At 68.4% G+C, this 21,295-nt stretch carries 19 protein-coding genes; 3 read left to right on the top strand and 16 right to left on the bottom strand.

What is annotated here, in order from left to right:
- Nucleotides 1-4: 4 nt before the first annotated feature.
- The 4 genes from AB7I40_RS19010 to AB7I40_RS19025 are packed head-to-tail and all read right to left on the bottom strand — an operon-like array spanning nucleotide 5 to nucleotide 4,748.
- Nucleotides 5-1,762 (bottom strand): hypothetical protein, encoded by a 1,758-nt coding sequence (locus tag AB7I40_RS19010; protein WP_428346825.1) that lies wholly within the window; start codon nucleotides 1,760-1,762, stop codon nucleotides 5-7.
- Nucleotides 1,759-2,514 (bottom strand): decaprenylphospho-beta-D-erythro-pentofuranosid-2-ulose 2-reductase, encoded by a 756-nt coding sequence (locus tag AB7I40_RS19015; protein WP_428346826.1) that lies wholly within the window; start codon nucleotides 2,512-2,514, stop codon nucleotides 1,759-1,761. The genes AB7I40_RS19010 and AB7I40_RS19015 overlap by 4 nt, the downstream gene beginning before the upstream one ends.
- Before the next feature lie 25 nt (nucleotides 2,515-2,539).
- Nucleotides 2,540-3,889, bottom strand: a complete 1,350-nt coding sequence (locus AB7I40_RS19020; protein ID WP_428346827.1) for an FAD-binding oxidoreductase — start codon at nucleotides 3,887-3,889, stop codon at nucleotides 2,540-2,542.
- Complete coding sequence (locus AB7I40_RS19025) at nucleotides 3,882-4,748, bottom strand: decaprenyl-phosphate phosphoribosyltransferase (RefSeq protein ID WP_428346828.1); 867 nt, start codon at nucleotides 4,746-4,748, stop codon at nucleotides 3,882-3,884. The genes AB7I40_RS19020 and AB7I40_RS19025 overlap by 8 nt, the downstream gene beginning before the upstream one ends.
- Before the next feature lie 24 nt (nucleotides 4,749-4,772).
- Here AB7I40_RS19025 and AB7I40_RS19030 point away from each other — a divergent pair, with 24 nt between their 5' ends.
- On the top strand, nucleotides 4,773-6,035 hold the full coding sequence (locus AB7I40_RS19030) for a lipopolysaccharide biosynthesis protein (protein ID WP_428346829.1): 1,263 nt from the start codon (nucleotides 4,773-4,775) through the stop codon (nucleotides 6,033-6,035).
- Here the strand turns inward: AB7I40_RS19030 and polA are convergent.
- Genes polA through boxC form a run of 6 tightly spaced genes read right to left on the bottom strand, consistent with a single transcriptional unit; the run spans nucleotide 6,029 to nucleotide 13,740 of the window.
- Complete coding sequence (gene polA, locus AB7I40_RS19035) at nucleotides 6,029-8,719, bottom strand: DNA polymerase I (RefSeq protein WP_428346830.1); 2,691 nt, start codon at nucleotides 8,717-8,719, stop codon at nucleotides 6,029-6,031. The two genes, AB7I40_RS19030 and polA, sit on opposite strands and share 7 nt — an antisense overlap.
- 34 nt (nucleotides 8,720-8,753) lie before the next feature.
- On the bottom strand, nucleotides 8,754-9,200 hold the full coding sequence (locus AB7I40_RS19040; RefSeq protein ID WP_428346831.1) for a DUF6158 family protein: 447 nt from the start codon (nucleotides 9,198-9,200) through the stop codon (nucleotides 8,754-8,756).
- Nucleotides 9,197-10,066 carry an amidohydrolase family protein gene (locus AB7I40_RS19045; RefSeq protein ID WP_428346832.1) on the bottom strand — a complete coding sequence of 290 codons (870 nt, stop codon included), beginning with the start codon at nucleotides 10,064-10,066 and terminating at the stop codon, nucleotides 9,197-9,199. Before AB7I40_RS19045 ends, AB7I40_RS19040 begins: the two co-directional genes overlap by 4 nt.
- Before the next feature lie 28 nt (nucleotides 10,067-10,094).
- Nucleotides 10,095-10,424 (bottom strand): ferredoxin, encoded by a 330-nt coding sequence (gene fdxA, locus AB7I40_RS19050; RefSeq protein WP_428346833.1) that lies wholly within the window; start codon nucleotides 10,422-10,424, stop codon nucleotides 10,095-10,097.
- 14 nt (nucleotides 10,425-10,438) lie between these two features.
- Nucleotides 10,439-12,031, bottom strand: coding sequence for a benzoate-CoA ligase family protein (locus AB7I40_RS19055; protein WP_428346834.1), 1,593 nt, complete (start codon nucleotides 12,029-12,031; stop codon nucleotides 10,439-10,441).
- A gap of 2 nt (nucleotides 12,032-12,033) precedes the next feature.
- Nucleotides 12,034-13,740, bottom strand: coding sequence for a 2,3-epoxybenzoyl-CoA dihydrolase (gene boxC / locus AB7I40_RS19060; RefSeq protein WP_428346835.1), 1,707 nt, complete (start codon nucleotides 13,738-13,740; stop codon nucleotides 12,034-12,036).
- A 155-nt stretch (nucleotides 13,741-13,895) separates the two neighbouring features.
- Here boxC and AB7I40_RS19065 point away from each other — a divergent pair, with 155 nt between their 5' ends.
- On the top strand, nucleotides 13,896-14,747 hold the full coding sequence (locus tag AB7I40_RS19065; protein ID WP_428346836.1) for a PaaX family transcriptional regulator: 852 nt from the start codon (nucleotides 13,896-13,898) through the stop codon (nucleotides 14,745-14,747).
- Nucleotides 14,748-14,763: 16 nt separating this feature from the next.
- On the opposite strand, the gene boxB is transcribed toward AB7I40_RS19065, so the two are convergent.
- Complete coding sequence (gene boxB, locus AB7I40_RS19070) at nucleotides 14,764-16,260, bottom strand: benzoyl-CoA 2,3-epoxidase subunit BoxB (RefSeq protein WP_428346837.1); 1,497 nt, start codon at nucleotides 16,258-16,260, stop codon at nucleotides 14,764-14,766.
- Between the two features lie 108 nt (nucleotides 16,261-16,368).
- Here boxB and AB7I40_RS19075 point away from each other — a divergent pair, with 108 nt between their 5' ends.
- Nucleotides 16,369-16,785, top strand: coding sequence for a PaaI family thioesterase (locus tag AB7I40_RS19075; RefSeq protein ID WP_428346838.1), 417 nt, complete (start codon nucleotides 16,369-16,371; stop codon nucleotides 16,783-16,785).
- A gap of 10 nt (nucleotides 16,786-16,795) precedes the next feature.
- Here AB7I40_RS19075 and AB7I40_RS19080 read toward each other — a convergent pair whose 3' ends face one another.
- From AB7I40_RS19080 to AB7I40_RS19100, 5 genes are all read right to left on the bottom strand, one after another.
- Nucleotides 16,796-17,359: an N-acetyltransferase family protein gene (locus tag AB7I40_RS19080; protein WP_428346839.1), complete on the bottom strand. Its 564-nt coding sequence runs from the start codon at nucleotides 17,357-17,359 to the stop codon at nucleotides 16,796-16,798.
- A gap of 171 nt (nucleotides 17,360-17,530) precedes the next feature.
- On the bottom strand, nucleotides 17,531-18,250 hold the full coding sequence (locus AB7I40_RS19085) for an ABC transporter ATP-binding protein (protein ID WP_428346840.1): 720 nt from the start codon (nucleotides 18,248-18,250) through the stop codon (nucleotides 17,531-17,533).
- Nucleotides 18,240-19,025, bottom strand: a complete 786-nt coding sequence (locus AB7I40_RS19090) for an ABC transporter ATP-binding protein (protein WP_428346841.1) — start codon at nucleotides 19,023-19,025, stop codon at nucleotides 18,240-18,242. Before AB7I40_RS19090 ends, AB7I40_RS19085 begins: the two co-directional genes overlap by 11 nt.
- A complete protein-coding gene (locus AB7I40_RS19095) occupies nucleotides 19,018-20,220 on the bottom strand; it encodes a branched-chain amino acid ABC transporter permease (RefSeq protein ID WP_428346842.1) in 1,203 nt (400 codons plus the stop codon). The genes AB7I40_RS19090 and AB7I40_RS19095 overlap by 8 nt, the downstream gene beginning before the upstream one ends.
- The gene (locus tag AB7I40_RS19100) at nucleotides 20,217-21,218 is read right to left on the bottom strand and encodes a branched-chain amino acid ABC transporter permease (RefSeq protein WP_428346843.1); all 1,002 of its coding nucleotides are present in this window, start codon (nucleotides 21,216-21,218) and stop codon (nucleotides 20,217-20,219) included. Before AB7I40_RS19100 ends, AB7I40_RS19095 begins: the two co-directional genes overlap by 4 nt.
- Nucleotides 21,219-21,295 lie beyond the last annotated feature (77 nt).

Here is a 21,295-nt window from a genome sequence, read left to right on the forward strand (position 1 = left end):
TCCCCTAGCTCTCAGCCGGTGACTCTAGCACTTGTTTCCTCGCCAGTAACCATCGCTGAACCGCGCGTTTCCCAACCTTTACCAAGCCCCATGCCAAGCCGCCGATGAACCCGGCCCAGGCCACGGACATCCACCATCGGGTCGCCATGGTGACCTCGCGCGGGTGCACGTCTGCCGTGATCTCCACGACCGCCAGATCAGCGCCGGCATAGACCGGGGTGCCGGCGACAGCTGCGTCGTACGCCGGGTCCGCGACGCCGGGGGCATCGAGCTCTCGCGCGACGAACCGGATGCCCAGCTGCCCCAGCGCAGCAGCCCGGCTGGCCGGTGTGTCCTGAGCCAGCGCCGCGTGCACGCGCGGCACCCGGGGGTCCTCGCCAGGCACCACGACCCCCGAGATCGACAGCTCGTCGTTGACGACGTAGTTCGGCCGCAGGTAGCGCCCCAGGGGATCCAGCACCTTGCGACCCCCGTTCCAGGTCGGCGCGCGATAGCTGCTGAAGGGCAGCACCAACAGGTCCTCGGCCGGGTCGCCCACCGCGGCACGGGCGGCGGAGTAGGAATCGGGGAACTGGCTGGCTCGCAGGTTGCCACCGATCCCCCAGGCGGCGTCCGTCATCGTGGCAACCGGAAGCAGGACGCACGCGAGGGCCATCGCTGCGCGCGGTGCACCGGCGCGGGCACGTCGGTGCACCAGGTCGGCCCCGGAGGCCGTCAGGCAGACGAGCAAGGGGATGCACAGCGCAAGCGACCGGGTGCCGTCGCGAAGCAACCCCCCGCCCGGGACGTGGGCACCGACCCACGACGCGGTCTCCGGGCTGGCCCAGGTGACCAGGGCAAGCAGGTAGCCGACACCCCACAGCCAGATCAGACGTGGGTCACCGGCGCGCTGCCACCAGGATCGGGCGCCGACCACGGCCAAGACGAGCACGATCACCAGCCCAACCCAGGCCAGCCCACCCTCGCGAGAGGACGGCACCACGTCACTGTTCCAGATGCCGCCCAGGCCCAGAGCCGCCAGCGGCGCCGGTAGCGAGCCCTCGCGACTCAGCGCGAACACGTCGAACCCGCCCGCGGAGAGCGCATCGTCGGCGTGCAGGAGGCCGGCCACCACCCAGGGCGCGTTCACCGCCGCGCAGCCCACCGCGAGCCGGAGGTGCACCAGGCGCGCGCGGCTGTGATCCACCTCCGGTCCCAGGCGTCCTGAGGCGGAGACCGCCAGCGTCAGCGCCGAGACCAGCGCCGCGCTGGCGCTGAGACTGCCCAGCGGCAGCAGGAGCCACACCGAGGGCGGGATGGAGCCCTCGCGTCGGATGCGGCGTCCGGCCAGGACCAGCCACGGCACCGTGGCATAGCCGAGCAGCACCGGCCAGTGCCCGATCCACAGCCGTTCCACCACGAACGGGTTCCAGATCGCCAGGCTGACCGCGACGAGGCGGGCGAGGGTCGAGTCCCCGACGAGCCGCGCACAGCCGAGACCAGCGATCAGCAACGCGCCGTACAGGACGAGCTTCTGCAGCACCATGCCCGGCACCACCTCGTCGAGCACCGCGATCACGGCGTCTGAGGGCACCGCGCGCGGAAGGGCCGTGCCGAGACCGAGGAAGTCCGAGCGCAGTGCCAGGTCCGGCACCCACACCATGTCGAAGGAAAGGACGTAGCCGATGCCGAGGGCGGGACCGAGCAGGAGCAGGGGCAGGACGGCGGCCCAGAGGACCGGCAGCAGCGCCGGCAGCCGGGGCGACACCCTGCCGAGGTTCACAGGGGCAGGCGCCGGAACAACGGACGCGGCACGTGCCGCAGCCCGGACATCACGGCGCGCATGGGGCGCGGCACCCACACGAGGTCACGGCGCTCGGTGACGGCGTCGATGATCGCCTCGGCCACCTGCTCGGGGGTGACCGACAAGGGAGCGGGTTCGCGACCTGCGGTCATCTTGGTGTGCACGAAACCCGGGCGCACGACAGCCACGTGGACACCGCTTCCCCGCAGTGCTTCGCCCAGGCCGAGGTAGAAGCCGTCCATGCCGGCCTTGCCGCTGCCGTAGACGAAGTTGGAGCGGCGCACGCGCTCACCGGCCACCGAGGAGATGGCCACGATGCTGCCGTGTCCTTGGCGCTTCATCACCTCGCCGAGGACGACGCCGACACTCACCGCACCCACATAGTTGACGCGGGCGTGACGCACTGCCGAGGCATGCTCCTGCCAGGCCTCCTCCTCGTCGCCGAGGACCCCGAAGGCGACGAGCGCGACATCGATGTCGGCGCGCGCGGCCACCTGCTCGATGAGCGCGCGATGGCTGTCGGTGTCCTCGGCGTCGAAGTCCACAGCCACGACGTCGAGGCCCAGCGACTCGAGCTCGGCGACCGCGGCGTCGCGGCGTGGGCTCGGACGAGCCGCCAAGGTGACCTGCGGGCGACACGTGGCCGCCCATGACCTGACAGTGGCCAGGGCGATGTCGCTGGTCCCACCGAGGACCAGCACCGTCTGGGGCTGACCGAGAGAGTTGATCACGTTTCTCCTTGAGTGGACCGCAACATCACAGCGACAACCGACGCGACAGGTCTGATTGGAACACGCCCGTGGGGTCGAGGCGAGCGCGGATCCGCCGGAACTCCTCGAGCCGTGGATACATCGCAGCCAGGGTGGGGGCCGACATACGGGAGTCCTTGGCCAGGTAGACCCTGCCGCCGGCCGCGACGACCTCGCGGTCGAGGTCGTGCAACAGCGCCCGCAGCCCAGGGCTGGTCGGCAGGTCGAGGGCGAGGGTCCAGCCCTCGATCGGGAAGGACAGGAGACCCGCGTTGCCAGGTCCGAAGCGCTTCAGCACCGCGAGGAACGAGGGGTGCCCGGCCCGGGCGATCCGGGCGAGCAGATCGGGCATCAGGGAGTGTGAGCCGTCGGGGATCACGAACTGGTACTGGACGAAGCCCGGGTCGCCGTACAGGCGGTTCCACGAGGCCACGCCGTCCAAGGGGTGGAAGAAGGCCGAGATCGGCTGGACCTCGCCGCGTCGATCACGCGGAGCCTTGCGGAACCACAGCTCGTTGAACGCGCGCACCGTCGGGCGCGCGATGAGCCCGGCGGGGACGAACGACGGTACGCCGACGCGAGGTTCCCCCGGCACCGTCCACCGATGGCGCAGGGCTCTGCCCTCGAGATCCTCAGGTCCGGCATGCTCCCCGGTGGTCAGGACCGAGCGCCCCAGACGGGGACCGGTGGCCAGCGTGTCGATCCAGGCCACCGAGTACGTCGACTCCCGGTCCGCCTCCCTCATCCTGCTCATCACCGCGGCAAGATCCGGCAGCCGCTCGGTGCGCACCACCATGTGACCCGAACCGACCGGCAGCACGCGGAGTCGCACCTCGGTGATCACCCCGGTCAGCCCCATCCCGCCGACCGTGGCCCAGAACAGGTCAGGCTGCGAGTCGGGTCCGACGGTCTGTACCTGGCCATCTGCGGTGACCAGGTCGAGGTCGACGACGTGGTTGCCCAGACTGCCGACCCGGTGGTGGTTCTTGCCGTGCACGTCGGCAGCCACAGCACCGCCCACGCTCACGTAGCGGGTGCCCGGGGTCACCGGAACGAAGAAGCCCCACGGGATCAGGCGCTCCATCAGGTGATGGAAGCTGGTCCCGGCCGAGACCCGCACCACCCCGGAGCCGGGATCGAGGTCGATGAGTTCCGGCAGCGGAGCGAGGACCGCTCCCCCGGCGTTCTGCGCCGCATCGCCGTAGGAGCGCCCGAGGCCACGGGCGATCAGCCCCCTGGACCCGGCGCTGCGCACCACCTCGGCCACGTCGTGCGAGGTTGCTCGGGTCAGATGGGCGGCGGTGGGAGCAGTGCCACCCCATCCGGTGAGCAACGTCGGGTCCTGGCGCTCAGGCACTGAGCACCCCCAGGCTCAGGGTCAACAGCCACACCAGGCCGATCCCTTGGAGGAACCGGTCTCCCCACACGATGTCCTCCGGTTCGGCAGCCGCTCCCGCGTCGATGTCGACGGCGTAGCGCAGCAGGCCCAGCACGAAGGGCGCGATGGAGATCGTGTGCCACGGCACCCCGGTGGCGGGGGCCATCTCGAAGGCCCAGAGGCTGTAGGACATGACGGTGGCCGAGGCGGCGATGCTCCAAGCGAAACGCAGGTAGGTGTCGGTGTAGCGCACCAGCGAGCGACGGGTTCCCGCCTCGTCGCCCAACGTGTGCAGCTCGGAGTAGCGCTTGCCGCTGACGATGAACAGCGAACCGAAGCCGGCCACGAGGAGGAACCACTGGGAGATCGGCAGACCGGCAGCAAGTCCACCGGCCACGGCTCGCATCAGGAATCCAGCCGTCACGATCGCGAGATCGATGACTGGTTCGTGCTTGAGCCACAGCGCGTACGCGACCTGCAGGGCGGCGTAGGCGGCCAGCAGTACGGCGAGCATCGAGTCGGCAAGCCACCCCAGCAGGAGGCCGACCACCAGCAAGGTCGCGGCGCCGACCAGCGCCGACGGCACGGTGAGCTCCCCTGCGGCGATCGGTCGGTGGCGCTTGACCGGGTGCAGCCGGTCGGACTCGCGGTCCGCGCAGTCGTTCACGGCGTAGACCGACGACGCGACGGCGCAGAACGCCAGGAACGCGATGAGGGTGGGGCCCAGGACGCCGGCTTCGAAGAGTTGGCCAGCGGCGAGCGGGACCGCCATGACGAGGAGATTCTTCGTCCACTGCTTGGGGCGCGCGGTGCGCAGCAGCGCAAGCAGGACTCTCACCGGCGAGAGTCTAGGCTCTGCGCTGTGACTCCTCGATCCGACGTGCGTGGCCTGCTGCGCAGCGGAGCCGGGATCGCGGTCGCCATGGGCGTCATGAACGTCGCGACCTACGGCTTCACGATGCTTGCGGCCCGCATCCTCGGTCCCCGTTCGTACGGCGCCCTGGCCGGTCTGATGGCGACCCTCCTGGTGATCTCGGTGCTCCAGCTCGGCCTCCAGGCGACGGCGGCGCGGCGGATCTCCGCCGACCCGGAGCATGTCGACCAGATCGAGTCCAGCATCCTGCGGGTCACCTACCGCTCGGCTGTGGGACTGGGGCTGATCCTGCTGGCGCTCAGTCCGCTGCTCAACCTGATCCTGCGGCTCGAGAGCCTGCCGACCGCGGCCCTGATCGCCCTGACGGCCGTGCCGGTGACAGTCATGGGTGGCCAGGCCGGGGTGTTGCAGGGTGAGCGGCGTTGGGGTGCGCTGTCGGCGATGTACATCGCCGCCGGGGTGCCACGCCTGTTCCTCGGTCTCGCCCTGATGCTCTTCTCCCCCACTGAGGCGAGCGCCATGACGGCTGTTGCCCTGGGGGCGTTCGCCCCCTTGGCGGTGGGATTCTGGGCACTGCGGGGGATCCGGCCCGAGGGCCGACTGCACGAGCGACACGCGACCGGCCCGGTGATCCGCGAGACCATCCAGAACTCCCAGGCGCTGTTCGCGTTCTTCGCGCTGTCCAACGTCGACGTGATCGTGGCCCGCAACGTCCTCGACGACCACGACGCGGGGCTCTACGCGGGGGGCCTCATCCTGGTCAAGGCCGTCCTGTTCCTGCCTCAGTTCGTCGTGGTCGTGGCGTTCCCAGCCATGTCGACGGCCAGTGAGCGGCGCCGGGCCCTGACCCGAAGCCTGACCCTGGTCGCCCTGCTCGGGGTGGTCAGCACCCTCGGGGCGTGGTTGCTGCCCGAGCTGGCCCTGGTCTTCGTCGGCGGCGACGACTACGGCGAGATCTCGGGACGGCTCTGGATCTTCGCCGTGATCGGCACGTTGCTCTCGATGCTTCAGCTGCTGGTCTACGCGGTGCTGGCCAGGCAGGGGCAACGTTCGGTCTACCTGGTGTGGCTGGCGCTGGCGGTGTTGGTGGGGGTGGGCTACACGACCGTGTCCACGTTGAGTGGACTCCTGGCGTTGGTGCTCGCGGTCGACCTGACCCTGTTCGCCCTGCTCATCGGGATCAGCCTCTACCTGGTCGCCGAGCCGGCCGCCGCCGAGATGCCCGACGAGGTGCCCGGCTTCGGTCAGTGAGCGGCCTCGTGCCAGCTCCGACCGGTGCCGACCGAGACATCCAATGGCACGGTGAGGGCTGCTGCGCCGCCCATCCCCTCGCGCACCAGGGCCGTGAGCGCCTCCTGCTCGCCCGGTGCCACCTCGAAGACCAGCTCGTCGTGCACCTGCAACAGCATCCGGGAGGACAGCCCCGCGTCGTGGATCGCCTGCTCGACATCGAGCATCGCCACCTTGATCAGGTCGGCGGCCGACCCTTGGATGGGGGCGTTGAGAGCCATCCGCTCGGCCATCTCCCGACGCTGGCGGTTGTCGCTGGTCAGGTCGGGGAGATAGCGCCGACGACCCATGATGGTCTCGGTGAAGCCGGATCTGCGCGCCTCGTCGACGACACCGGCGAGGTAGTCCCTGATGCCGCCGAAGGTCTCGAAGTACTCGTCCATCAGGCCCTGCGCCTCGGACGGGTGGATGCGCAGCTGCTGGCCCAAACCGAACGACGACAGGCCATAGGCCAGGCCGTAGTTCATCGCCTTGATCTTGGCGCGCATCTCGACCGTGACGTCGGCGGCGTCCACGGAGAACACCCGCGCGGCCGTGATCGAGTGGAAGTCCTGGCCGGACCGGAAGGCCTCGATCAACAGGGCGTCCTCGGAGAGGTGCGCCATGATGCGCATCTCGATCTGGCTGTAGTCGGCGGTCAGCAGGCAGTCGTAACCCGGGCCGACCACGAAGGCCTCACGGATCCGTCGCCCCTCCTCGGTGCGCACCGGGATGTTCTGCAGGTTGGGGTCGGTGCTCGACAGTCGCCCGGTGGCAGCGATGAGCTGGTTGAAGGTGGTGTGGATGCGACCGTCGGAGGCCACGGTCTTGAGCAGCCCTTCCACCGTCTGTCGCAGCCGGCTCACGTCGCGGTGGCGGAGCAGGTGCAGCAGGAACGGGTGCTCGGTCTTCTCGAAGAGCTGCTGCAGGGCATCGGCATCGGTGGTGTAGCCGGTCTTGGTGCGCTTGGTCTTGGGCATGGAGAGCTCGTCGAAGAGCACCACCTGCAGCTGCTTGGGCGAACCGAGGTTGATCTCCTTGCCGATCACGCTGAAGGCCTCGTCGGCCGCTGTCTTCACCTCGGCGGCGAAGTGCGACTCGAGGCCCTCCAGGTGGTCGAGGTCGACAGCGATGCCGGTCTGCTCCATCCGGGCCAGGCATCGCACCAGCGGGAGCTCGACCTCGGCGAGGAGTCGACTGCCACCGTGTTCCTCGACCTGGGCGTCGAGCACCTCGGCGAGGTCGAGGACGGCACGTGCGTGGAGCATCGCGGTGTCGGCTGCGGCGTTGTCGTCGATGGAGTCGAACGCCAACTGACCCTCGTCCGCGGCCTCCTGCTTGAGTTCACGCTTGAGGTAGCGGACGGTGAGGTCGGCCAGGTCGTAGGAACGCTGGTCGGGCCGCACGAGATAGGCAGCCAGGGCCGTGTCGCTGACCAGGCCCTTCAGCTGCCACCCCCGTGCCGCCAGAGCCAGCATCGGCCCCTTCGCGTCGTGCATGACCTTGGCCGCGTCGGGATCGGCGAACCAGGCGGCCATGGAGGCGTCGTCCTGCGGTGACACCTCGGCAGCGTCGAACCACGCAGCGTTGCCGTCGGCGGCAGCCAGGGCCACCGAGCGCACCTCGCCGGTGCCGGCGCGCCAAGTGCCTCGGACCTCCACCCCGACCCGGCCGGTGCGCGCGTGCTCGTCGAGCCAGGCCGTCACCTCGCCGGTGCCGAGCTGGGTGGCGGTGAGGTCGAATCCGGAGCCGTCCACCTCCTCCTCCGACTCGAGCGTCTCGAAGAGCCGATCACGCAGCACCCGGAACTCCAGGCCGTCGAACAGGGTGTGCACCTCGTGACGGTCCCAGGGCTGCAGGACCAGGTCGGTCGGAGTGGCATCGAGCGGCAGGTCACAGACCAGCGCGTTGAGGTGGCGGTTGCGGATCACGTCGCCGAGGTGCTCGCGCAGGTTGTCGCCCGCCTTCCCGCCGATCTGGTCCGCATGGGCGATCACGTTGTCCAGGCCGTCGTAGGTCGCGATCCACTTGGCTGCGGTCTTGGGACCCACGCCGGGGACGCCGGGCAGGTTGTCGGAGTCCTCACCGACCAGAGCGGCCAGCTCCGGGTAGCGGTGCGGGGGGACGCCGTACTTCGTCTCCACGGCACTCGGCGTCATCCGGGCCAGGTCGGAGACCCCGCGCATCGGGTAGAGCACGGTGGACTGTTCGGTGACCAGCTGCAACGAGTCACGATCACCCGTCAGGATCAGGACGTCGAAACCGGCCGCCACGGCCTGCGTCGACAAGGTGGCGATGATGTCGTCTGCCTCGAAGCCCTCCTTCTCCAGGTGGCGGATCCGCAGTGCGTTGAGCACCTCCTGGATCAGGGGGAGCTGACTGCTGAACTCGACGGGCGTCTTGTTGCGCTTGGCCTTGTACTCGGAGTATTCGGCCAGCCGGAACGTCTGACGCGACTTGTCGAAGGCGACCCCGACATGGGTCGGTTGCTCGTCTCGGAGCACGTTGATGAGCATCGAGGTGAAGCCGTAGACGGCATTGGTGTGCTGTCCGGTGCTGGTCGAGAAGTTCTCGACCGGCAGCGCGAAGAACGCCCGATAGGCCAGTGAGTGCCCGTCGAGGAGGAGCAGGCGCGGCGGTCGATCGGCAGCAGTCGGAACAGTCACCCGACGACTCTATCCGGGGGCGTGGACAGTCCGCTCAGCCGCCGAGCCGTCGCAACCCGGCCGGCGTGATCACCCGGTCGGGACCCTCGGTGCGCAGCAGCTTCGGATCACCGGTGTAGAGCCGGGCGAGCTCACCGCGCTCCAGCCCGGCAACCCGAGCAGCCTGGTGCACCTCCAGCTTGTGGAGGCGACCACCGGGCGCCTGCGCGACCTGCCGCAGCACCTCGACCACGGGATCGGCGACCGGTTCGAGCTCCGCCTCGGCTGCGCCACCCGAGCCCTGCCAGGTCCGTTTCGGGAACCGGCGCAGGTACTCCTCCTCGAGCTCCAGCATCCGCGCGGTGTGAGTCGCGAACTGGGCCGCACTGCCGTGCAGGAACATCCAGTTGCGACTGTCATGCAGCTGCTTGCCCTGGTTGGCGAGCTCCTCGTCGGTCAGCTCGGCGGCCGGCCGGGCCCGCGGGCCCCCCGATCCGTTCACAGCGTCCCTCCGGGAGTGAGTCCCGCATAGATCCCCAACGCGTTGCCGCCCAACACCTCGGCGGCCACCGTGTCACTCAGCCCCAACCCGACCACGTCGCGGGCGTTGCGCGCAGTGCCCGGGACACCGGGCCAGTCGGTGGCGAAGATCCACCGTCGAGCCAGCCGCCCGAGGTCGAAGTTGCGGTAGTACTCCCCCAGTCGCTTCGGGGGCAGTCCGGACAGCTCGATCCACACGGTGTCGTGGGACAGCGCCATGAACGCGGCGGCGTCGTACCACCACCCGCGCCCCCCGTGGGCCAGCACCACGTCCAAGGTCGGGAAGTCCCGCACCACGGGCAACAGGTTCGCCGGATCGGCCAGCTCGTTCATCGAGCCCGGAAAGCTGCTCGTGCCGCAATGGACCACCAACGGCACGTGGCGCTCCACCAGCACCTGGTAGGCCGGGTAGAGCGCACGGTCGTCGCATCGGAACCCACCGTGCACCGGGTGCAGCTTCAGTGCGGCGGCTCCCAGGTCGAGCTGACGGCGTACTTCCGCTGCGATCGGGAAGTGCAGGTGTGGATTGACGTTCGCGACGGGACGGAACCGCACCGGGTTGTGCTCCACGATCGGCAGCAGGTCCTCGAAGCGCTGGTAGCCCGTGGCGCGCGGGCTGTACTCGCAGAACAGGAGCGCGTGGTCGACGCCCTGCTCCGCGAACAGCGCATCCAACCGGTCCGGCCGCGGCACGCCGTCGGCATCCCAGAGGTCCTGCAGGATTCCAGGGGGGCCGAAGTCGCGCGCCCAGTCGAGCCAGGCCGGCTTGAGCGAGCCGAGGACCGGGACGTGCACGTGGGCGTCGATGAGGAGATGTCCGTCGAGCATGTCTCAGTCTCCCTCTCTCATGCCCTGCTCATCGCGCCGCCACGAGCGGGGTGTCCACGCCGATCCCCCCGGTCTTGGCGGCACCGCCCGGAGCGCCCAGCGGCGCTTCGCGCCCCGGCAGTACGACGGCGAAGAAGGTCAGGTTGTCCTCCACGAAAGCCTCGTCACCCTCGGCCACCCGACGGTCCTGGCTGATGGCCTCCACCGGGCAGACGGGTTCGCAGGCACCGCAGTCGATGCACTCCTTGGGGTTGATGTAGAGCTTGCGCTCCCCCTCGTAGATGCAGTCCACCGGACACTCCTCGACACAGGACCGGTCCATGGTGTCGATGCAGGGACTCGCGATGACGTAGGGCATCAGGTGCTCTCCTGTCAGGCCCGCGCGGTGCGCGTCGGGGCGGGCTCTCCGAACGGGTCCTCGGCCACCCACGTGCGGACCTTGAACCGTTGCAGCTTGCCAGTGGCGGTCTTGGGCAGATCAGCCATGAAGAGCACTCGTCGCGGCGCCTTGAAATGGGCCAGTCCGGCTCGGCACCATGCGACCAGGTCTTCCTCGAGCACACCCGCCTCCGCCACGACGACGGCGACCGGCTTCTCGATCCCATCGGCATCCGGGACTCCGACGACCGCGGCCTGTCGCACCGAGGGATGTTCCAGCAGTCGACTCTCCACCTCCGCCGGTGACACCCAGATCCCCCCGGCCTTGAGCATGTCGCTGTTGCGTCCGAGGCAGACGTAGTAGCCCTCGGCGTCGCGCACATAGGTGTCGCCGGTGCTCAGCCACTCCCCCTGGAAGACCTGCCGGGTGGCATCGGTGCGATGCCAGTACCCCAGCGCGATGGAGGCTCCCCGGACGTACAGCGCGCCCGGCTCGCCGTCAGCGACCGGGTGCCCCAGGGCATCACGCACCTCGATGTCGTAGCCCGGCACCGGCACCCCCGTGGTGCCGGGGCGGATGTCGCCTGGTCGGTTGGACAGGAAGATGTGCAGCGCCTCGGTGGACCCGAGGCCGTCGAGGATCTCCACGCCGAATCGATCCGTGAACCGGCGCTGCAACGGAGCCGGCAGCGGTTCACCTGCGGACGCGGCCAGCCGAACCGAGGCGAACGTGTCGTCGGCGACCTCGCTGCCGAGGAGGGCCGCGTAGAACGTCGGAACCGCGAAGAACAGGCTGGGGCGGTGCCGGAGAAGCTGCTCGCGCACCACCTCCGGTGTGGGTCGGCGGGGTTCCAGGACGGTGGCCGCCCCGACCGAGAGTGGAAAGAAGAGGCTGTTGCCGATGCCGTAGGCGAAGAACAGCTTGGCCACCGAGAACGTGATGTCGTCAGCATCGATGCCCAGCACCTGCGCGCCGTAGGTCTCACAGACGTGACGGATGTTGGCGTGCCGATGCATGGCCGCCTTGGGTGTGCCGGTGGTCCCGGACGTGTAGAGCCACAGTGCCCAGGAATCGTCCACGGTGGGCGCGACGCCGAGCAGGACGTCGTCCCCACGATGGCCGCGGTTGACCAGGTCCTCCCAGGTATAGGTCGTCACCCGAGGCGGCACCTCGATCGTGCCTGCGCCGGCGACCACGACCACGTCGACCTCCGGGGCCAACGCGACAGCCTCGCCGACAGTCGTGAGGAACTCCGCCGTGGCCAGCACCACCCTGGCGCCGGAATCGGCCATGATCGCGCCCAGCTCCGCTCCGGTGAGCATCGTGGAGACCGGCACCGCCACGAAACCGGCCCGGAAGGCGCCCAGGATGCCGGTGAGCATCGGGATCTCGTCGGACATCACCATCAGCACCCGGTCGTCACGGTGCAGCCCGAGGCTGCGCAGACCGCTGGCGATGATCGCCACGCGTTCGTCCAGCTCGGCGTACGTCAGGGTCTCGGAGGCGAGGACCGCGGTGCGGTTGCCGGAGCCGGCATGGCGGTGTCGGCTCACGAGATACTCGGCGGCGTTGAACAGGTCGGCCATCATCACACCCGCCCGTAGTCGTAGCTGCCGCGCTGTCCGGTCCCGTAGCGACTCAGCGCCCCGTCCGGGCCGGAGGCGTTGGGGCGCAGGAAGATCCAGTTCTGCCAGGCCGTCAGTCGCCCGAAGATCTTCGTCTCGAGGGTCTCGGGGCCCACGAACCGGTGATTGGCCTCCATCCCGGTGAGCGCGTCCGGTGACAGGGAGGCCCGCTCCTCGAGGACGATGCGCACCTCCTCGGCGAAGTCGAGGTCGTCGAGAGCGAGCGTCACCAACCCGAGTTCCTCGGCCCGTGCCGCCGACAGGGGGACGTCCCTCTGGGCGGTCGCTGCCGCGAGGTCGTCCTCGTGACCCCAGAACCGTGACTGCAACCGGGACAGCCCGTTGCCCATGGGGAAGCGACCGAGGTTGGACTCGGTGAGCACGAGTACGGCGGGCTCGGCTCCCGGGTCGATGTCCTCGTAGACCCCGGCCAGCATGTAGGTGCGGTCTGCGGCCAGTGCCAGTTCCAGGAGCAGACCGCCCCAGCAGCTGCCCGGCTCGAGGACCGCGATGAGGCTACGGCTGGTGACGTCGAGCCGCTTGAGGGTGCGTTTGAGGTACTGCGTCGTCTCGTGCACGAACCAGTGCGCGCCGAGCTCATCCAACTGCCGGTCATGGGCAAGCACGTGATCGAGCCGACCGACGGTTCGAAAGACCCACGTGCCGAGGTCGGGCTCGTTGGTGCGCAGCCTGAGCACGAGGTCGTCCAGCGCCCTGGCGACCGCCAGCGGCCAGTAGTCGACACCCTCCTCGAGAATCCCTGCTGCGTCGGCGGGAGGCGGGTGATCCGGCCCGGCCACGGTGATGTCGACGCGACGGGCCGAGCGGTCGATGGCGGCAGTCACGAACTGGTAGCCCACGACGCCGTCGCGCTCGCTGCGCTCGAGACGGTCGAGGCGAATGCCCGGGCCACCGGTCCGGGCCGAGTCCGCAACCGCCGCCCGGCAGCGCCGATCGATCTCGTCTGCGAAGGCGTTGCGGGGCACTGTCGCATCCACCAGGCCCCAGTCGAGTGCAGTGGCTCCTCGGTAGCCCTCCGGTCTCGTGGCGAAGAGGTCGGCGCGGTCTCGGCGTACGTGACGCTTGTCGACGACCCGGGTCAGTCCCCCTGTTCCCGGCAGGACGCCGAGCAGCGACACCTCGGGCAGCGACACAGTTGAGGATCCGTCGTCGATCAGCACGATCTCGTCGCAGGCCAGGGCGAGCTCGTAGCCACCGCCGGCCGCGGTGCCGTTGAGGGCCGCGATCCAGGTCTGGCCTGAGCTCGGCCGGGCGTCCTCGATGGCGTTTCGGGTCTCGTTGGTGAACTTGCAGAAGTTCACCTTCCACGCGTGTGAGGACTGGGCGAGCATGCGGATGTTGGCACCGGCGCAGAACATCCGCTCCAGTCCGCCGGTCAACACGACGGCCCTCACCTCCGGGTGCTCGAAGCGCAGCCGCTGCACGGCGTCGTACAGCTCGATGTCCACGCCGAGGTCGTAGGAATTCATCTTGAGGTCGTAGCCCTCGACGAGACCCCCGTGCTCGTCGACCGTCAGGGTCAGCGTGGCGATGTCACCCTCAACCGCCAACGTCCAGTGCCGGTAGTTCTCGGGATCGGTGTCGAAATCCACCCGCGTGGTCGCGCCGGGATCGCCCGAGGCGGGCGCGGAGGTGTCCACAACGGTCATCGGCCGGCCACTCCTCAGGGTCTGCTGCGCTCATATCACTCTACGCTTGCCTTGAAATACGTCAAGAGAGTGTCGTAGATCATCTCCATCGCGTCGCGGCACCCTCCCCGGGCCACCCGTCTGGGACACTGAGCACCCACCACGAAGGAGTCCCCGTGAGCCCGCTGGCACCGTCCACCTCCCGCCGCCGCGAGGTCGGCTCGGCGAGCGCCCGGTCGCTGCTGTTGACGGTTCTGGGCGAGTTCGTGCACCCGAGACACGAGACAGTGTGGACTGCCACCCTCCTCGACGCCCTTGGCGCGCTCGGCGTCGAGGAGAAGTCGGCGCGCCAGGCACTGACCCGCACCGCGACCGAGGGCCTCTTGACCTCCAGCCGGCACGGTCGCCGGGTCCTGTGGGCACTCACACCCCAGGGGGCCAGCCTGCTCGACGCAGGCACCAGCCGGATCTACGGCTTCCTGCGCGAGCGGCATCCCTGGGATGGTCGCTGGCTGGTGCTGTCGGTCCCGATCCCCGAGACCCAGCGGCAACTGCGCCACCGACTGCGCACCCGGTTGACCTGGCTCGGGCTCGGCTCACCGACCTCCGGCCTGTGGATCACGCCCGACACCACGAAGAACGACGACGTCGACGCCGTGCTCCAGGAGCTGGGCCTTGCCGAGCATGCCTTCGCGTGGGTCGGACCCACCAGCGGCTCAGGCGACGAGGACCGGCTCCTGGCCGAGGCCTGGGACCTGGCCGATGTCGAGGAACGCTACCTCGCGTTCCTGGAGGACTTCGGTGCGCGGCGTACGGCGGGCGCAAGCCCTTTCGTCAACCAGGTCGAGATGGTGCAGGAGTGGCGGCGCTTCCCCTTCCTGGATCCTGATCTGCCCGGTGAGCTGTTGGACCAGAACTGGCCAGGGATCCGGGCCGCCGACCTGTTCCACGAGTTGCACTCAGCGTGGCACCGCGACGCCCAGGCCGAATGGGAACGACTGGACTCCGCCGCAGGCGCCAAGCCCTGAGGCTCCCTCGCACGCCTCAGCCCAGCCCCTCCTCGGCGAGGTGCACGTAGTCGAACTCCACCGGCTGCTCGTTGATCCCAGCCTGCGGGGGCGCGATCCAGCCCGCGAACTTGCCGTACTCGTACTCGGGCACCATGAGGGCGGCCACGGCACGGCGATCCTCCTGCGACGGCAACCAATCGCCGACGCCCGCAGCCCAGCTCGCCTCGTCGAGCACCACCCCTTCGGGGCTCAGGTGGTGCTTGGCATACACACCCACCCGGCGGTTGAATCCCTCGTGAGGCAGGATCAGTCGCTCCTGGAGCCCGGCGTCCTCCAGCGCCTGGTTCCAGCGACGTACTCCGTTGGCGCAGTCCGCGACGTACTCGTCACGCAGGTCGAGGTTGAGCGCGCCGAGCATCGGCACGGTGCGCGTGCGCAGCTCTCCGTCCTCCACGAAGGTCATCTCGCGGGTGTCCTCGAGCAGGACATGGTCGTCCTTGCGCCGCGTCTCCTGCCAACGACCCTTGAGCCCGGAGGAGTAGTAGTTGCCGGCGTTGGTGGACTGCTCGGAGCCGAACAGGTCCATCGAGACCGAGAACTGGAAGTTGAGGTACTTCTGGATGAGGCTCAGCGAGATCCCACCGTGCTCGAGCACGTCGGCCGTGCCGTGCTCCTTCATGAGCTCGGCCGTGCGCTCGACGACACGCTGGACCCCTGTGGTCCCCACGAACATGTGGTGGGCCTCCTCCTTGAGCATGAACTCGCACGTGCGAGCCAACGGGTCGAAGGCCGACTCCTTGAGCGTGCCCAGCTGGTATTTCCCGTCGCGATCGGTGAAGTAGGTGAACATGAAGAACTGCAGCCAGTCAGTCGTCTCCTCGTTGAAGGCTCCGAGGATGCGGGGCGAGTCGAGGTCACCTGAGTTGCGCTTGAGCAGCTGCTCGGCCTCCTCGCGCCCTTCGCGGCCGAAGTAGGCGTGCAGCAGGTAGACCATCGCCCACAGGTGCCGACCCTCCTCGACGTTGACCTGGAAGAGGTTGCGCATGTCGTAGATGCTCGGTGCGGTGTTGCCGAGCACCCGCTGCTGCTCGACCGACGCGGGCTCGGTGTCGCCCTGGATGACGATCAGGCGCATCAGGTCCGCGCGATGCTCCCCCGGCACCTCCTGCCACACCGGCTCCCCCTTGTGCTTTCCGAAGCTCACCGTGCGGTCGGGGTCCTGCTCGGCCAGGAAGATGCCCCAGCGGTACTCCTCCATCGGCACGTGGTCGAAGTGCGCCCAGCCGTCGCGGCCCACCGCGATGGCCGTGCGCAGGTAGACGTCCTTCGTGGGAATCGACGGCCCCAGGGTGCGCCACCAGTCGAGGAACTTCGGCTGCCAGCCCTCGAGGGCCCGTTGCAGGCGCCGGTCTCCGGCGAGGTTGACGTTGTTCGGGATCCGTTCGGAGTAGTCGATCGTGCTCAGCGGGCCCGTGGGGCTTGGCGCTCGCCCTGTTCGGGTCTCCGGTGTCGCGTCAGGGGTCAGGCTCATCGCGGGGCTCCCAGGTCGTCGACGGGATGGTCGACGTGGCTGATTCGGTCGTCCTTTACGTTCTACACTCTTGTTGCGATGTTGCCAAGGTTTTGTAGACGTTCATGGATGGGCGAGAATCCGGGGGTGGACATCAGTGACTTCATGAACATGACCGGGCCCTTCGCCGAGTTCCTCGGCCTCGAACTCACCTCGGCCGACGGGGACGGGGTGAGCGCGACCTGGGAGGCCGACCCCAAGCTCCACCAGCCCTACGGCATCGTGCACGGAGGGGTGCACTGCTCCGTGGTCGAGACCCTGGCGAGCATCGGTGGAGCCATCTGGTTCGGGGAGCGCGGGCAGGTGGTCGGCGTCAACAACAACACCGACTTCTTCCGCGCCGTCACCGAAGGCACCCTGACCTCGACAGCCACCCCCCTGCACCGGGGACGTTCCCAGCAGGTGTGGATCGTCGAGACCCACGACGCGGATGGTCGATTGGTCTCTCGCGGCCAGGTTCGACTGCAGAACCTGACCTCCGCCTGACGGCCCTGGGTCAGCCGGTGGCGCGCTCGCGACGCAGGACCCGCCGGCTGGCCAGCACCCGGTCGAGTTGACGACTGCCACGGGCGGAGGGGCGTTGCGCCATGAGCTTGGCCCGCACCGCATGCGTGGGTGCCACCCGCAGGATCACCTGGGGCCCCAGGCCGAGTCGTGCCAGGAATCGGTTGCCGTCGCGCGAGGTGCTGACCGAACCCGACGCCACGTGTCCGATCCCGAGTTCCTCCGCGTAGCAGACAGCCGCATCCATCAGCGCCCGGCCGACGCCATGGCGACGGAACTGCGGGAACACATGTGGCGACACGGCCTGGACCACCGGCTCGAGGTTGATCGGAGTGATGGTCGCCAGGCGCAGGAAGATGGCACCGGCGAGTTGGCCGTCGTACTCGGCGACCACGATCCGCTCGTCCGGGTCCGCCTGCACCTGCTTGATCAGGCGACGGATGTCCTCGACCTGGTCGAGCGCGTCAGCGCGACGCAGGATGTCTGCCCAGAGTTCGGCGAGTTGCGAGGCGTCGTCCTCCACCACGGACCGCAGCTGCACGGGGGATCTGTTCATGCGACCATCCCTGTCCTGAGAAGAGCGTTCCTGACCCCCGTCAGCGCGAGCCGCCGACTGTACGGCCGCTCAGGGAGGACCATACGCGCTGCGGTTGGCCGGTGTCATCGGCACCCAGGCAAATTCACGCCTTCTGGGGAGAACCCTGGCCAGAAGGCGTCCTGGGAGCGCTCAGACGTCCCCACCCAAGTACGCCGCCTTGACCGAGTCGTCGCCGGCAAGCTCGGCCCCGGTGCCGGACCGGATGATCTCGCCGGTCTCCAGGATGTGGGCATGATCGGCACGCTTGAGCGCCTGAGCGGCATTCTGCTCGACCAACAGCACGGTGGTGCCCTGCTCGTTGATCTCGCCGATGATGCTGAAGATCTGCTGGATCAGCTTCGGCGCCAGGCCCATCGACGGCTCATCGAGCAGCACCACCCGGGGACGCGCCATCAAGGCACGTCCGATGGCAAGCATCTGCTGCTCACCGCCCGACATCGTGCCGGCCACCTGCCCGATCCGCTCGCGGAGCCGTGGGAAGAGGGTCAGGACCCGCTCCAGGTCGGCGGCCATCGCCGCCGACTTGCGGTCCTTGCGGGCGTAGGCACCCATGTCGAGGTTCTCGCGCACCGTCATCCCGGGAAAGACTCCCCGGCCCTCCGGGGACTGGCTCAGCCCCAACGTGACCCGCTCGTGCGCCGGGACGTGGGTGATGTCCTTGCCGTCGAGCACGATCCGTCCCGAACGCACCTTGCGCAACCCCGAGATGGTCTTCAGGGTCGTCGTCTTGCCCGCACCGTTGGCCCCGATCAGCGTGGTGATCGTGCCTTCCTCCACCCCGAAGGTGATGTCACGGATGGCTTCGATGTGGCCGTAGTTGACGCACAGGCCCTCGACCTCAAGAAGCATCTTCTTCGTCCACTCCCAAGTAGGCGGCGATGACCGCGGGATTGTCCCGGATCTCGGCTGGTGCACCCTCGGCGATCTTGCGACCGAACTCCAGCACGACGATCCGGTCGGTGACGCCCATGACGAGCCTCATGTCGTGCTCGATGAGCAGCACGGTGAAACCCTGGTCGCGGACCTTGCGGATCAGCGCCATCAGGTTCTGCTTCTCGGCGGGGTTGAACCCGGCAGCCGGCTCGTCGAGGCACAACAGCTTGGGCCCGGTCGCCATGGCCCGGGCGATCTCCAGGCGTCGCTGGTCTCCATAGGACAGGTTCGAGGCCACCTCGTCGTGCCTGGCCTTGATCCCGACGATGTCGAGCAGCTCCTTGGCCTTCTCCAGCGAGGCCTGCTCGGTGCGACGGTGCCGCGGGGTGCGGAACAGTGCGTCGAAGAAGCCGACCTTGCTGTGCGCGTCGGAGCCGACCATGACGTTCTCGAGCACCGTCATCGACTTGAAGAGCCTGATGTTCTGGAAGGTGCGGGCGATCCCGAGCTTGGTGATCTTGTTGCGCTTCAGCCCGCCGAGGACCGTCCCGTTGAAGCGGACCTCACCCGACGTCGCCTGGTAGACCCCCGTCATCACGTTGAAGCAGGTGGTCTTGCCGGCGCCGTTGGGACCGATCAGGCCGAGGATCTCGCCCTCACGGATCTCGAAGCTGACATGGTCGAGCGCGGTGAGCCCACCGAACTGCAGCGTGACATCGTCGATCTCGAGCACTGCTTTGGCGTCAGACATGGGGGGTCTCCTCAAGTTCGCCTTCCTCGAGTGCTTCGATCTGCTCCTCCGCCTGTTTGGCGCGCCGCACTCGCCGAGGCGGAATCAGGCCCTGCGGACGCCAGATCGCGAGCACCATCAGCGCGAGCCCGAACATCAGCAGGCGGTAGTCGCTCACAGCGCGGAACCGTTCGGGCAGGTAGGCCACCAGGACACCACCGAAGACCGCTCCCCACCGGTTGCCCGAGCCACCGACGACCACCGCGGCAACGAACAGCATCGACAGGAGCAGCGGGAAGCTCTGCGGGTTGATGTAACCGCCCTGGCTGCTGGCGAACAGCGAACCCGACAGACCACCGATGGCGGCACCGAGGGCGAACGCCATCAGCTTGTACTTGAAGGTCGGCACGCCCATCAGCTCAGCGGCGTCCTCGTCCTCTCGGGTGGCCTCCCAGGCGCGGCCGATCCGGCTCGAGTGCACCAGCCGGTCACCGATCAGCACCAGGATGAGGAATGTCAGCACCAGCCAGTAGTAGGGAATCGCATCCGTGGCACCGAAGATGAGGAAGCTGGTCTCGCGGCCACTGTCGATGAGAGGCACGATGCCGTCCCAGGCGATGTGCGGGATCTGGAAGAGCCCCCGCTCGGCGAACGGGCCCTCGGGGTTCGGGCCGATGCTGTTGGGGTGCGGGATGTCCTTGATGCCGCGGGCGGCGCCCAGCCACTGGACGTTGGTGACGATGAGCCTGATGATCTCGCCGAAGCCCAGGGTCACGATGGCCAGGTAGTCACCGCGCACCCGAAGCGTCGGAGCGCCGAGGATGACGCCGGCGACCATCGTCACCGCGATGGCGACCGGCAGGGCCAGGAAGAAGGGCCAGGAGGCGTGGTACGAGGTGAGGACGGCGGTCGTGTAGGCACCGACGGCGTAGAAGCCGACGTAGCCGAGGTCGAGCAGGCCGGCGTACCCGATCACGATGTTGAGTCCAACCGCGACCAGGGCGAAGGCCGCGGCGCCGAAGAGCACGCCGCCGAAGTCGATCTGGTTGGTGGTCAGGATGGGGGGCCGCAGCAGCGGGAGCGCGTAGAAGAAGAGGGCGAAGGCGACGACGAAGACCAGCTTCATCGCTCTGGGAAGGGCGTTGTAGCGGTCCACCACTCCGTCCCACCACCGACCGAGACGCTGCAGGGGACCGACGCCGGTTGCGGTGCTCATGCGCGGGCCTTTCCGAGTGCTTCACCGAAGAGTCCGGATGGTTTGACCAGCAGGATCAGGATCAGCAGCACGAAGGCCACCACGTCCTTCCACTGGCTGCCGAAGACGGCCGAACCGTAGTTCTCCACGACCCCGAGGAGCAGACCGCCCACCAACGCCCCTCGCAGGTTGCCGATGCCTCCCAGCACCGCGGCCGTGAAGGCCTTGACACCAAGGATGAAGCCGGCGTTCTGCCGAGTGGAGCCGATCCGGATCATGTAGAGGGTCGCGGCGGCTCCGGCCATCAGGCCGCCGATCAGGAACGTGAGCTGGATGACCCGACTGGAGTTGACACCCATCAGAGCGGCAGACTCGGAGTCCTGAGCGACGGCGCGGATGCCACGGCCGAAGCGCGTGCGACGCACGAACATGTCGAGTCCGAGCATCATGGCCAGAGCCGCTCCGATGACCAGGACATCGATGTCGCGGACCGTGTAGTTCCCGATCGGGAAGAGGTCGTGGGGCTGGATGGTCACCGGGAGCGAGTAGACGTCGCGGGCCTTGCCGACGTAGACGTCGAGGTTGTCCTCGAGGCCGATCCAGCCGCTGATCTGGTCGCGCAACCCCATGATCTCGGCCAGGGAGAAGGAGGCACCGATCGCCGAGATCAGGATGATCAGTTTCGGCGCGCCGCGCTTGATCAAGGGGCGGTAGGCCACCCGTTCCAACAACAGTGCGATGGCCGCCGACATCACCATCGCGGCCACCAGCGCCGCGAGCAGCAGCGGGAAGGCTTTGCCGAGACCCTGGCTGACAGAGTCCGAGCCGTGCAGGAAGAAGACCATCCACGCGACGGCGAACGTGCCGTACATGAAGACTTCTGAATGGGCGAAGTTGATCAACTGCAGGACGCCATAGACCATCGTGTAGCCGAGAGCCACCAAGGCGTAGATGGCACCGAGAGCCAGACCGGTGATGGTCAGCTCGATGATGTTGTTGAACAGGAACGCAAAGTCCACGGTCGTCCTTCTCCTACCCAGGCCAGTCGGCTGCGGCCGAGGCTAGTAGCCCCGGCCGCAGCCGTCCATCAGTTCAG

It is taken from the genome of Nocardioides sp. (assembly GCF_050246775.1).
GTDB lineage: Bacteria > Actinomycetota > Actinomycetes > Propionibacteriales > Nocardioidaceae > Nocardioides.